Origin of the sequence: Chryseobacterium sp. KCF3-3 (assembly GCF_045865955.1) — a bacterium.
Taxonomy (GTDB): domain Bacteria; phylum Bacteroidota; class Bacteroidia; order Flavobacteriales; family Weeksellaceae; genus Chryseobacterium.
In genome coordinates this window covers 3,728,546-3,740,712 of sequence record NZ_AP035792.1, presented here as the reverse complement: position 1 = coordinate 3,740,712, position 12,167 = coordinate 3,728,546, and the positions used below count along the sequence as shown (strand labels likewise).

Genomic DNA, 12,167 nt, shown 5'->3' with positions numbered 1-12,167 from the left:
AAGGCGCAATTGTATTTATAATGGCGTGTTTGTAAAGTGAAAAGAGTTATTTCTGCTGCCGTTTACTTTAGCATATTTGAAGGCTTCAGAAATAGTGAGTATTATAAATCAAAGTGTTGCACCTTTGCGGTTTTCATCCTTATATTTTTTTGAGATTATTTTTGTTTTTAGGTATTAAAATTTGAATGCAAAATTGGCAAGGATTTCTCTTGGCTTCTGTGGTTGTCCGTAGAAGTTCCAATAGTTTTCATTCAGAGCATTATTCATTTTCAGACCGATTCTGTATTTTTTCTTGTCATAGAAAATGGTAGCACCTACAGTAGTATAAGACGGAGCAAGGAAATGATTGGTAATATTGATATAAGTTTGATCTACGAAATTAAATCCAGCTCCGAAACCAAGTCCTTCATAAGCTCCATCCATGATTTTGTAACTTGTCCATAGATTAGCTACATGTTTTGGAGTCCAGGCGATTCTTTTTCCACTATCTTTGCTTCGGTCATCATATTTATTATCGTTATATCCATATCCGGCAATGATATTCCATCCTTTAAAAGGGTTGGCAATGATACCTATTTCCAGTCCCTGACTTTTGATATTACCATCCTGAATACTTCCTATTCCGCCCGGATCTGCAACCAGCCTGTTTTTAACATTAATATTATAATAGCTCACGGTTGTCAGTAATTTTTTATGAAAAAGATCTACTTTGAAACCTGTTTCAATCTGATTTCCCTGCTCAGGATCCCATTTTGTCAGGACACCCACTTCATTCAAAGATGGCGCATAGTTTTTAAAACCATTCACATAATTGGCAAAGAATGAAATCTGTTCTTTTACTATTTCATACACCAATCCAAACTTTGGTGAAAATTGGGTCTGACTGTACCCTGTAACTTTATTTTCAGGATATCCGTTTTTCGTAGAAATTTCAACACCGTTTACCACCGTGTCGTCATTTTTATAGCTGTCTACTCTTAAACTGGCCATCACCAGTAAATTATCTGTAATATTTAAAACATTGGAGATATAACCACTGATCGTTCTGAATGTTGTGATATCAGATTCTGTGGATTTTCTCTCCTTATTCATGAATTTATTCCTTGAGATAGGATCCCATGCTGAAGAACTGTCCAAAGTTACTTTGTCATAAGGCATGAAAACATTACTGTATCCATTGGCTTCATAGTAAGGGAACTGATATTTTGTTCTTTGCTGGAAGTAATCTATTCCCACTACCAATCGGTTTCTTAAGCCGCCTATTTTAAAATCTCCTGTAAAATTCTGTTGAATATTGTCTGTGGTTACTTTAAAGCTGTCGAAAGGACGGATCATTCTTTCTACCTGATTGTTATTCAGATATCTCAGCACTAAAAAGATCGACTCATTTTCATTAGCTTCCCCTCTTTGATAAGATGTTCTTGAAGTCCACTGATCATTGAATTTATGAGTTACCTCAGCCATTGTCACAAAATTGGTTCTTTTGGACCCGATATCATTACTGGTAAATGCTCTTTTGTAAGCGACTTCCAGATCTTTCATTGAGTGTAAGGTTAATTTCTCTGAGTTTCTTACATAAGCATTCAATGTTTTGTCCGGAGCATGGAACTCTGTATCAAGTGTCACCGTGGTTTTGTCGCTTACTTTATACAAAACACTTCCTGAGAAAAATAATCCTTTGTTGTAGCCTGCATCCTGGAAAGAATCCTGAGAATAGGCAGCGACATTGAATCTTGCCAATGCCGTTTTTTCTTTGTTCAAAGGGGTATTCACATCTGCAGTGATTCTGTTCATTCCCCAGCTTCCGGTGGTATAATTGATAATTCCTCCGAAGTTTTCCTGTGGTTTTTTCGTAACGATATTCACCACACCGCCATAGTTGGCTAATGTCCCTCCAAATAAAGTTCCGGATGGGCCTTTTATTAATTCTACTCTCTCGATATTAGCGATCTCGGACTGAACTCTTGGGTTTTGAATCAACCCGTTTCTGAAACTGGCATTGGAGCTAAAACCTCTCATGAAAATGTCATTCCCGCTGTCGTTGACACTGTTGCTTACCACCACTCCTGGAGCAGAAGCCATGGCTGTGTTAAAGTCCATTGCTCCCATTTCACTGATGATTTCTTTGGGTACAAAGTTGTAAACGGTAGGATTTTCAAGATTTTCAAGAGGAAGTCTTGCGATGGATTCAGATTTTTTGGTTCTGTAATTGTGAGTTCCCTGAAGGGATACGGACTGGATTTCAGCCACTTTGATGGTATCCGTTTCCTGGGCACTCAGCATTGTTACGGCTAATAGAGCTGCAGAAATAATAGTTTTTTTCATGTTTATAATTAAGTTAGTTCTGCAAAATTATCTTATTTTTATTAATTCTAAATAAAAACATGATACAAATCATAAAACTTCCTTAATGAAATAACCGATCAATAAAGGATTTTATGAAAATAAACAACAATTAGAATATGAATTTTTCTTATCTTCATCACTCTATACAAAGTTAATTATTGATTATAATTTTCAAGAAATGAACAGCAACATCCAAGAAACCACCCAGCAATTTCTACAGTTTATGTCGGAAAGAAATTTGACAGAATTAACTAATCTTTTTTCTGACACCGTAGACTGGTATATACCTGGAGATGAACAAAAAGCACCCTGGTTGGGAGTAAGAAATAATAAACAGGAAGTCGCCGAATTTTTTGAACTGCTATGGAAAAATACAGAACCTGTTTCTGCAAAAATTGATCATATTTTTACCGATGATGAAAATGCCGTGATTACAGGAGAATTTGTAACGAAAATGCTTGAAACAGGCAAAATTGTAGAGTCTTTATTCTGTATTCAGATGCGTATTCAAAATAATAAAATTACACGCTACAGATTGCTGGAAGATAGTTTGGCTGTTTCAAAGGCTTTGGAAAAGTAGGTAAAGACTATTTATCTTATTGGTAACAACATACATTGGAGTTGTTTAAACTTATCAAAAATATTGGATATTTCTTAAACCATTAAGAAGGATTTAAGCAGTAAAGCATCATTAAGTTAAGATAAATCATTCTGATTTTTAAGCTTAAAGCGAAGCTTATCTTAATACTCTCAATACCTTAATACAATCTTAATGTTTCAAAAAAGTTTAAACAAGTTCATTATTAATGAGATTCTTTGAACAATATTCGCAGAATTTCATTCTGTGTCAGAATGACATCGCTATTAAAATCTAAAATTATTTTTTATATAACAGCAGCAGCCATCATCGACATATAATAATTGGCGCAATGCAGTGCATTAATTAAAACGATTTCTTTTTCGGGGAAGGTTTCAAAGGCATCAGAGGTGGTAATCTGGTATTCGTAATTCATGGAAGTCCATTTCAGATGGGGTTTTATGATCATCAGCTCAACGCCGTCCTGATCTGTAAGGACAAATGATTCTTTAAAAATCCCTCTGTGTTTAAAAAGATAACCATTTTTAATTCCGTCAAAATAGGTCTGCACTACAATTTCTCCGTTCCAGTTCATCCTGAATTTCAGAAGCACTCTTTCATGATCTTTAAGCTCAATCGTAGTTCCCCAAAAACCTTTTGGCTCCACCTGATAGGTTTGTCCATCAGCAATTTCAATAACAGCATTAAATTTAAACCAGCTTGTATAAGTAAGTTTTCCAATTAATCTTTCTTCTCTTGTAACTTCAAAAGATAAAGAATTGCTTGATTTTGCGTAATATTCTGCCATGGTTATATTTTGATTTGGTGGAAATTCTATTAGTTTTTAAATAATAATAACAGCTTGAATTTTAACGCTCTAATTTATAAATAATTCGGTAAACATCATGTAATTTTAATTTGATATGGTAAAAACGCTCCTGAATTCATTTTAACCCTGTTTTTTGTATTGAAAATTTGCTTTTAAATGTAGGATAATATGATAAACAATTACTTAATTGTCTTCAAACCAATACTTCCACTTCTCATCATCAATTCCAAATTTTCCCTGCCACCATCTTGCGGGATAGCCAACATCATCATTCCTAATGGGTCTGTGCTCTCTTTCCGGATAGGTAACGTATTGATCTGCATACCCAAAATGGACATCATCATGTAAAATTCCGATCACTCCCAATATTTCTAACAATCCTAACCGTTCTTCATCGTTTGATTTTATTATTTTGGAAATCTTCTTTTTAAGTTGAGAAATTCTGTCGTTGGGTTCTGATGTTTCAATGATTCCTTTTAGTTCATTGAGAATCTTGTAGTCATTTTCATTGGGTTTAACAACCGGAAGTTTTGGAAATTGTTCCAGATCAAATAAAATCTGGATTAAATTATCAAAACAGCATCCGTCTTTGTATTTGAAATAATTGATGGTATTGAATTCGACAGGATCTTCAAATTCATAAGTATGAAGCCCACACACCGCACAGATGTTTTCATTAGGTTCCGGACTTGGGGTAAAGCTATGCTCTTCCAGATTTTTTGCAATGCAATAGCTGGATAAAAATGAGCGATACTCTAATTGTCTGGTGCTTAAGCTATAAATAAAAGCATCTACCACTTTCTGCTTTTCAATACCAGCCACAGCCCTTTTAATTCTTCTGCAAATTTCATCATGACTTATCTCTTCCTGATCATACATTACAGACTGCTTCTTTGCATACTCAAAATCATCTTCAGAGATATACTGCATATAGGTTTCCCAATAAAACCAATCCCTTACACTTTCGTTCTGGGAAGTTTTTATGGTGTTGAGTAAAATTTGTATTGCTTTCTTATCCATTCTTCATTGGTTGTTAATTTCAATAAGGACAAATGTATCGAATAAAAATAATGAAAGACTCCTGTTTTAAAGCAAAAAACCTCATAGATTTCTGAAATCTATGAGGTTTAAATTGTTTTCACATCAATTTTATTCAATCTTTGTAAGTGTCATTGTTTCGTCATGATCTATACTTTCAGGCCGTTTCCCATTCATGTTGATCAGCATAAGGAATTTTGAATCGTTAACCGGAACGATAATTCCTAGCAGTCTTCCTTTTTCCTGATTATCTTTTATTGCAATAAAATCAATCTCAATTGGTGTTTTATCCATATCAATTTTATATTTTAGTTCTCCCTTTTGTCCATTATTAGGACCTCCGTGGATGATAAAATTCTTGCCGTCAATTTCTTCCCCATTAATTGTAATGGATAGATATCCATCTTTTGTAAAGCCTGCTTTGCCTTTACTCTTCCAGTAATCAATAGATTCCCAGTTTCCCACAATATTAAACTGGGATTTTTGAGCTTTGGCCTGAAAACCAATAATAAGTATAAACGCTATTACGCTTTTTAGAAAAGCCCCTTGTATTTTCAAATAAAAATTCATAGTAAACTTTTAATTAATTTTATAAACATAATCCTTACTGATATATCTGTTTTTATTTATTAATTCTGAAGGATAAAAAATGGTTCCATTAATCTCAACACTCTTAATCCTATATCTCCAGCTTCCATTATGGCTTTTGTAAATTTTTGTTGTTGAATTTGGATAAAGCTCAAGAACAATGGAAGAATCTTTCACTTCTACTTTTTCAAGAGACTTTGGGTTTTTGACTTTATAAAAAGCCCTGGACGAAAGTATTCCATGTTCATAATTAAATGCAAAGCTGTCGGCTTCATTATCAATTGCTTTTGAGATGGGATAACTGTAATTGATCTTAATTATTTTTTTGGAGTCAGTCAGGTTTTGAATATAGAAATCAGTTATCCAGGAACATCCTGAAAGCACTGCTACGAAAATACAACATAGAAATCCTATCGTAATTGATTTTATATTCATTGTACTGGAGTTTAAATGGCTTTTGCAAAAGTAAACAGAATCCTTTATTTTTTCTGGATTAATTGATAAAAAAATCCCACAAGATAACTTGTGGGATTTTAATATTTATTCTAGTCCGAAATTACATCGTCTCCATTTTGAAGCTCATGCTTTCGATTACTTTTAGGATTGCTTCTACTGTATCCATTGAAGTTAAACAAGGAACACCGTTTTCCACACTCATTCTTCTGATCTGGAATCCGTCTCTTTCTGCCTGCTTACCTTTTGTAGTGGTATTTACAACATACTGAACTTTTCCTTTCTGAATCAGGTCGATAAGATTTACACTTTCTTCTCCGATTTTGTATCCGATTTTGCAAGGGATTCCTTTTTCTTCGAAGAACTTCGCAGTACCTTCTGTAGCCCAGATTCTGAATCCTACTTCATGGAATCTTGCTGCAAGAGCTGCTGCCTCATCTTTATGCTTATCTGCTACCGTAAACAGGATAGATCCGTGCATAGGAACTTTTCTTCCCGCTGCTACCAACCCTTTGTAAAGTGCTTTTTCAAGGGTTGTATCTTTCCCCATAACTTCTCCTGTAGACTTCATTTCCGGGCCTAAAGAGATATCCACTTTCGTTAGTTTAGAGAAAGAGAATACCGGTACTTTTACAAATACTCCTTCTTTGTTTGGAACCAATCCGTTTTCGTAACCTAAATCTTTCAGTTTTTGTCCTAAGATTGCCTTTGTTGCAAGGTTCGCCATCGGAACTTCTGTGATTTTAGATAAGAAAGGAACTGTTCTAGAAGAACGAGGGTTTACTTCGATTACATATACATTTCCTTCGAAAAGAACGTACTGGATGTTCATTAATCCGATAACATTAAGTCCTTTTGCCAGTCTCTTCGTATAATCTACTAAAGTATCAATCTCGCTCTGAGAGATATTTTGTGGCGGATACACTGCGATTGAGTCTCCGGAGTGAACTCCTGCTCTTTCGATGTGCTCCATAATTCCTGGGATCACTACTGTTTCACCGTCACAGATGGCATCCACTTCAATCTCCTTTCCTACCATGTATTTGTCTACCAATACTGGGTGCTCAGGGCTTGCTTCTACCGCATTTTCCATGTAGTGAGCCAGTTCTGCTTCTGCGTATACAATTTCCATCGCTCTACCTCCAAGAACGTAGCTTGGACGCACCAATACCGGATATCCGATTTCGTTGGCAATTTCGATAGCTTCTTCTTTCGAAGTTGAAGTTCTTCCTTTTGGCTGAGGAATTCCAAGCTCCTGAAGTGCTTTTTCAAATTTATCTCTGTTTTCAGCTCTGTCAAGGTCTTCCAGTGAAGTTCCTAAGATCTGTACTCCGTGAGAGGCTAATTTATCTGCAAGGTTAATCGCAGTCTGCCCTCCGAACTGTACTACTACTCCTTTTGGTTTTTCAAGCTCGATGATGTTCATTACATCTTCTTCTGTAAGTGGCTCGAAGTATAGTTTGTCTGAGATAGAGAAGTCTGTAGAAACTGTTTCCGGGTTATTATTGATGATAATCGCTTCGTAACCCATTTCTTTGATCGCCCATACTGAGTGAACGGTTGCATAATCAAACTCAACTCCCTGTCCGATTCTGATAGGTCCGGAACCTAGTACGATGATTTTTTCTTTGTCTGAAACAACGCTTTCGTTCTCTTCTTCGTAAGTTCCGTAGAAGTAAGGCGTTTCACTTTCAAACTCAGCAGCACAAGTGTCTACCATTTTGTAAACCGGCATGATTCCGTTTTCTTTTCTGAAGTTGAAAACCTCACGCTCTTTTACATCCCAAAGAACCGCGATGTTGATGTCTGCAAAACCTAATCTCTTAGCTTCAATTAGTGTTTCTTTATCAAATTTGTTGTCAGCGATTACTTTTTCGAAATCAACTAATTTTTTCAGTTTCCAGATGAAAAATTTATCGATTTTACTCCATTCTACAATTTGTTCCCAGTCGTATCCTCTTCTTAAAGCGTCTCCGATAATGAACAATCTCTCATCATCACACACTCTGATTCTTCTTTCGATTTCCTCATCAGTAAGTGCCTGAGCCTGCTTTGTTTTTAATCCTAAATGCTTGATTCCTGTTTCTAATGAACGGATTGCTTTCTGTAAAGATTCTTCCAGGTTTCTTCCGATCGCCATTACTTCACCAGTTGCTTTCATCTGAGTGGAAAGTCTTCTGTCTGCCGTTTCGAATTTATCGAATGGGAATCTTGGGAATTTTGTTACCACATAGTCAAGAGCCGGCTCGAAACATGCGTATGTTTTTCCTGTTACCGGGTTCATGATTTCATCCAGCGTCAATCCTACAGCAATTTTTGCAGCAATCTTTGCAATCGGATATCCTGTTGCCTTACTTGCTAACGCTGATGAACGGGAAACTCTAGGGTTTACCTCGATGATATAATATTCGAATGAATGCGGATCTAAAGCTAACTGTACGTTACATCCACCTTCAATTCCTAACGCTCTGATGATTTTTAAGGAAGCATTTCTCAGCAACTGATACTCTCTGTCTGAAAGCGTCTGAGAAGGTGCTACTACGATAGAGTCTCCTGTGTGAACTCCTACCGGATCAATATTTTCCATGTTACAAACCACAATGGCGTTGTCGTTTGCATCACGCATTACTTCGTATTCAATTTCTTTGAAACCTGCGATTGATTTTTCGATAAGACACTGTGTAACCGGGCTGTGTTTCAGTCCCAATTCAGCAATCTCTTTCAATTCAACTTCTGTAGAAGCGATACCACCTCCGGTACCACCCATTGTAAAGGCAGGACGAACAATTACAGGATACCCGATTTCATTTGCGAAAGCAAGTGCTCCTTCTACCGTATTGACAATATCAGATTCCGGTACCGGCTCGTTCAATTCTCTCATCAACTCACGGAAAAGGTCTCTGTCTTCTGCTCTGTTGATGGCAGAAAGCTTTGTTCCCAATACTTCCACTTTGCACTCTTCAAGAATTCCTGATTTTTCCAATTCTACCGCCATGTTAAGACCTGTCTGGCCACCTAATGTTGGTAATAATGCATCCGGACGTTCTTTTCTGATGATGTGGCTTACAAACTGTAATGAAATCGGCTCGATGTATACTTTATCAGCGATTTCCACATCTGTCATGATCGTTGCAGGGTTTGAGTTGATCAAAATTACTTTGTAGCCTTCTTCTTTCAAAGACAGACAAGCCTGCGTTCCTGCGTAATCAAATTCAGCTGCCTGACCGATGATGATAGGTCCTGAACCGATTACTAAAATTGTTTTTATATCTGTACGTTTTGCCATTTTTCTTTTTTTAGATACTAAAAGTTTGAACTTAAACTTCCAGCATTATGCTTTATTTAAATTGAATTAACACACTTTGTCATTCCCAAGGATCTCATTTTGTTGTTGAGATTCTTCATTCCGCTTTCGCTTCTTTCAGAATGACAATTGGAGTGTCTTACTTTTTAAAGTCCTCCATCATTTGAATGAACTCATCAAACAGGTAGTTTGCATCTTCAGGACCAGGGCTCGCTTCAGGGTGATACTGAACTGAGAAACAAGGGTGGATTTTATGTTTTAATCCTTCGTTTGTTCTGTCGTTCAAGGCGATGTGTGTTTCGATAAGGTCTGTTCCTTTTAAACTTTCCTGATCAACTGCATATCCATGGTTCTGAGAAGTAATGGCTACTGTATTTTTCTCCAGATCCAATACCGGGTGGTTTCCTCCTCTGTGTCCGAATTTCAGTTTGAAAGTTTTCGCTCCACAAGCAAGACCAATTAACTGGTGTCCTAAACAGATTCCGAAGATTGGAACTTTTCCTAATAATCCTCTGATCATATCCAACGCATGTGGTACATCTTCCGGGTCACCAGGACCGTTTGACAACATAATTCCATCCGGATTCATGAGTAGAATTTCTTCTGCTGTAGTATCCTGAGAAACCACAATAATGTCACAGTTTCTTTGAGACAATTCTCTGATAATTCCCAGTTTTGCACCGAAATCTACTAAGACTACTTTGAAACCTCTGTTGGGGTTAGCGTAAGGTGTTTTTGTAGAAACCTCCTCTACCTGATTGGTTGGGAAAGTTGTTGTTTTCAGTTCAGAAGCTACAGCAGCTTCGTCAGCATCAGCGTTTACAATTTTTCCTTTTACTACTCCATAGTTACGAAGAACTCTTGTAAGTCTTCTGGTGTCGATTCCTGAAATTCCTGAAAGGTTTTTCTTTTTAAATAATTCATCTAAAGTAATCTGAGTACGGAAGTTGGAAGGAAGATCGCAAAGTTCTTTTACGATAAGTCCTTTAATTGCCGGCTCGATACTTTCATAATCATCACGGTTAATACCATAATTTCCGATAAGCGGATAGGTCATACAAACTATCTGACCGCAGTATGATGGGTCAGAGATCAATTCCTGATACCCTGTCATTCCGGTATTGAAAACTACTTCCCCTGCAGTTTCCAATTCTGCTCCGAAACCTTCTCCATGAAACACTTCACCGGACTCCAGTATTAATTTTTTCTTCATTTTAAACTTTTATCTCTTATTATTTATATGTCATTAACAGGTCGCCCTTACAGGGCTCGGATTTTTTAAATCCTTTTATTTTCATGGGCTTCACCCATTGCTATTAGCAGGTCGCTCCTCTGGAGCTCTTTAACTTCTTACTTCTTACTTTTAACCTGGCTCTTTTTTATCTTGGCTCTTATTTAAAGGTATATCCTTTGCTTTCCAACGCTTCTTTTAAAATGGCCATTCTGGCGAAAACACCGTTTTCCATTTGTTTAAAGACTCTTGATCTTTCACATTCTACAAGATCTGAATCTATTTCCACTCCTCTGTTGATCGGAGCCGGATGCATGACAATTGCTTCTTTTTTCATGGCCTTCTCTCTTTCTTTCGTCAGACCATATCTTTTATGGTATTCTGAAGCAGTGAAACTCATTGCTGCATCATGTCTTTCGTGCTGGATTCTTAACAACATTAAAACATCTACTTCAGCGATTAGTTCGTCCACTGACATATATGTTCCGTTGATCAAGGCTCCTTCATCAAACCACTGTTCAGGTCCTGAGAAGTATACTTTTGCTCCCAGTCTTCTTAATGCCTCAGCATTTGAATTGGCAACACGACTGTGTTTTACATCTCCTACAATTCCCACTTTCAGTCCTTCAAACTTTCCGAATTCCTGATAGATGGTCATCAGATCCAGCATACACTGTGAAGGGTGATTTCCTGTACCGTCTCCTCCGTTGATCACCGGAATTTTAATATTTTTCAGTTCCTCGAAGTATCTGTCTTTCTTATCACGGATCACCACAAGGTTTACTCCTATACTTTCAATCGTCTTTACAGTGTCATAAAGACTCTCACCTTTGTTTACCGAACTGTGTGATGCATCAAAAGGAACTACCTGAAGTCCCAGTTTTCTTTCCGCAAGATCGAAACTTGTTTTCGTTCTTGTACTGTCTTCGAAGAAAAGGTTTGAGCAAAAAACTTCTCCTTCAATTTTAGCAGTTTTACCATTCGCAAAAGCCAGTGCTTCTGTCAGTATACTGTTGATTCTCTCGGTGCTTAGTTCTGTAATCGTAAACATAATTCTAATTTTTGGGCATAAAAAAAGCGAAGACAACTATCTTCGCTTAATAACAATAAATATCGTAAAGGGCGCTTTCGCCCGGTAAATCTAATGATATAAATGCTTTTTTATTCATTAGGTGCAAAGATACAACAATTTTATGAACCTACAAAAATTATGTTTAAAATAAATTAAAAACTTCAGTCTTTCCTTATTCTCATTTAAAATTAATATTTTTGTTAGCACACAACTTTATTTATGGATTTAAAAGACAAAATGATTCTCAGTATTATTCAGGAAGACTCTACACTATCGGTTAAGGAAATTTCCGAAAAGATAGGTCTTACCTTTACTCCTACGTATGAGCGAATCAAACAATTGGAGAAACAGGGCATCATTGAAAAATACGTAGGTCTTTTAAACCGTGAAAAACTAGGTCTGAATATCATCGTTTATTGCAATGTCCGTCTTAAGGAACAATCCAAAAAAGTATTGGAAACCTTTGAGGACAACATTTCCAAATACGATGAAGTTCAGGAAATCACCAGCCTTTCCGGGGAATATGATTATATGCTGAAAATTATCGCAAAAGATATCAATTCCTATAATGAGTTTGCCGTGAGTGTGATTTCAAATCTTCCCAACATCGGACAATATCACAGTTCTATTGTACTTCACGAGGTGAAAAAATCTACCAAGTTTAAAATTGATCTGGAATAATCCCTTCTATTTTAAACTCATTATTTATTCCTATTTTACTTGCTGAAA

10 protein-coding genes are annotated in these 12,167 nt (G+C 36.5%); 2 read left to right on the top strand and 8 right to left on the bottom strand.

Annotation, left to right across the window (positions count from 1 at the left end):
- Positions 1-174: 174 nt before the first annotated feature.
- The gene (locus ACKTTZ_RS16770; protein WP_407846064.1) at positions 175-2,325 is read right to left on the bottom strand and encodes a TonB-dependent siderophore receptor; all 2,151 of its coding nucleotides are present in this window, start codon (positions 2,323-2,325) and stop codon (positions 175-177) included.
- Between the two features lie 199 nt (positions 2,326-2,524).
- Between ACKTTZ_RS16770 and ACKTTZ_RS16765 the strand changes: the two genes are divergently transcribed.
- On the top strand, positions 2,525-2,926 hold the full coding sequence (locus tag ACKTTZ_RS16765) for a nuclear transport factor 2 family protein (RefSeq protein WP_407846063.1): 402 nt from the start codon (positions 2,525-2,527) through the stop codon (positions 2,924-2,926).
- A gap of 304 nt (positions 2,927-3,230) precedes the next feature.
- On the opposite strand, the gene ACKTTZ_RS16760 is transcribed toward ACKTTZ_RS16765, so the two are convergent.
- The 7 genes from ACKTTZ_RS16760 to ACKTTZ_RS16730 form a co-directional block, all read right to left on the bottom strand.
- Complete coding sequence (locus ACKTTZ_RS16760; RefSeq protein ID WP_034696237.1) at positions 3,231-3,731, bottom strand: hypothetical protein; 501 nt, start codon at positions 3,729-3,731, stop codon at positions 3,231-3,233.
- A gap of 204 nt (positions 3,732-3,935) precedes the next feature.
- The gene (locus ACKTTZ_RS16755) at positions 3,936-4,772 is read right to left on the bottom strand and encodes a hypothetical protein (RefSeq protein ID WP_407846062.1); all 837 of its coding nucleotides are present in this window, start codon (positions 4,770-4,772) and stop codon (positions 3,936-3,938) included.
- Positions 4,773-4,901: 129 nt separating this feature from the next.
- The gene (locus ACKTTZ_RS16750; protein WP_407846061.1) at positions 4,902-5,360 is read right to left on the bottom strand and encodes a hypothetical protein; all 459 of its coding nucleotides are present in this window, start codon (positions 5,358-5,360) and stop codon (positions 4,902-4,904) included.
- Between the two features lie 9 nt (positions 5,361-5,369).
- Positions 5,370-5,813 (bottom strand): hypothetical protein, encoded by a 444-nt coding sequence (locus ACKTTZ_RS16745; protein ID WP_407846060.1) that lies wholly within the window; start codon positions 5,811-5,813, stop codon positions 5,370-5,372.
- 121 nt (positions 5,814-5,934) lie between these two features.
- Complete coding sequence (gene carB, locus ACKTTZ_RS16740) at positions 5,935-9,117, bottom strand: carbamoyl-phosphate synthase large subunit (RefSeq protein WP_253317822.1); 3,183 nt, start codon at positions 9,115-9,117, stop codon at positions 5,935-5,937.
- Positions 9,118-9,274: 157 nt separating this feature from the next.
- Positions 9,275-10,348 carry a carbamoyl phosphate synthase small subunit gene (locus ACKTTZ_RS16735; protein WP_034696244.1) on the bottom strand — a complete coding sequence of 358 codons (1,074 nt, stop codon included), beginning with the start codon at positions 10,346-10,348 and terminating at the stop codon, positions 9,275-9,277.
- A 178-nt stretch (positions 10,349-10,526) separates the two neighbouring features.
- Positions 10,527-11,417 (bottom strand): aspartate carbamoyltransferase catalytic subunit, encoded by an 891-nt coding sequence (locus ACKTTZ_RS16730; RefSeq protein ID WP_034696245.1) that lies wholly within the window; start codon positions 11,415-11,417, stop codon positions 10,527-10,529.
- A 240-nt stretch (positions 11,418-11,657) separates the two neighbouring features.
- Here ACKTTZ_RS16730 and ACKTTZ_RS16725 point away from each other — a divergent pair, with 240 nt between their 5' ends.
- Positions 11,658-12,119, top strand: coding sequence for an Lrp/AsnC family transcriptional regulator (locus ACKTTZ_RS16725; RefSeq protein ID WP_034696246.1), 462 nt, complete (start codon positions 11,658-11,660; stop codon positions 12,117-12,119).
- Positions 12,120-12,167: the final 48 nt, after the last annotated feature.

What these genes read in the sequence shown, in the direction of transcription:
- ACKTTZ_RS16725 (WP_034696246.1), top strand. Translation starts at nt 11,658, where the DNA reads ATGGATTTAAAAGACAAAATGATTCTCAGTATTATTCAGGAAGACTCT.
- ACKTTZ_RS16755 (WP_407846062.1), bottom strand. Translation starts at nt 4,772, where the DNA reads ATGGATAAGAAAGCAATACAAATTTTACTCAACACCATAAAAACTTCC.
- ACKTTZ_RS16760 (WP_034696237.1), bottom strand. Translation starts at nt 3,731, where the DNA reads ATGGCAGAATATTACGCAAAATCAAGCAATTCTTTATCTTTTGAAGTT.
- ACKTTZ_RS16765 (WP_407846063.1), top strand. Translation starts at nt 2,525, where the DNA reads ATGAACAGCAACATCCAAGAAACCACCCAGCAATTTCTACAGTTTATG.
- ACKTTZ_RS16750 (WP_407846061.1), bottom strand. Translation starts at nt 5,360, where the DNA reads ATGAATTTTTATTTGAAAATACAAGGGGCTTTTCTAAAAAGCGTAATA.
- ACKTTZ_RS16735 (WP_034696244.1), bottom strand. Translation starts at nt 10,348, where the DNA reads ATGAAGAAAAAATTAATACTGGAGTCCGGTGAAGTGTTTCATGGAGAA.
- ACKTTZ_RS16770 (WP_407846064.1), bottom strand. Translation starts at nt 2,325, where the DNA reads ATGAAAAAAACTATTATTTCTGCAGCTCTATTAGCCGTAACAATGCTG.
- carB (WP_253317822.1), bottom strand. Translation starts at nt 9,117, where the DNA reads ATGGCAAAACGTACAGATATAAAAACAATTTTAGTAATCGGTTCAGGA.
- ACKTTZ_RS16730 (WP_034696245.1), bottom strand. Translation starts at nt 11,417, where the DNA reads ATGTTTACGATTACAGAACTAAGCACCGAGAGAATCAACAGTATACTG.
- ACKTTZ_RS16745 (WP_407846060.1), bottom strand. Translation starts at nt 5,813, where the DNA reads ATGAATATAAAATCAATTACGATAGGATTTCTATGTTGTATTTTCGTA.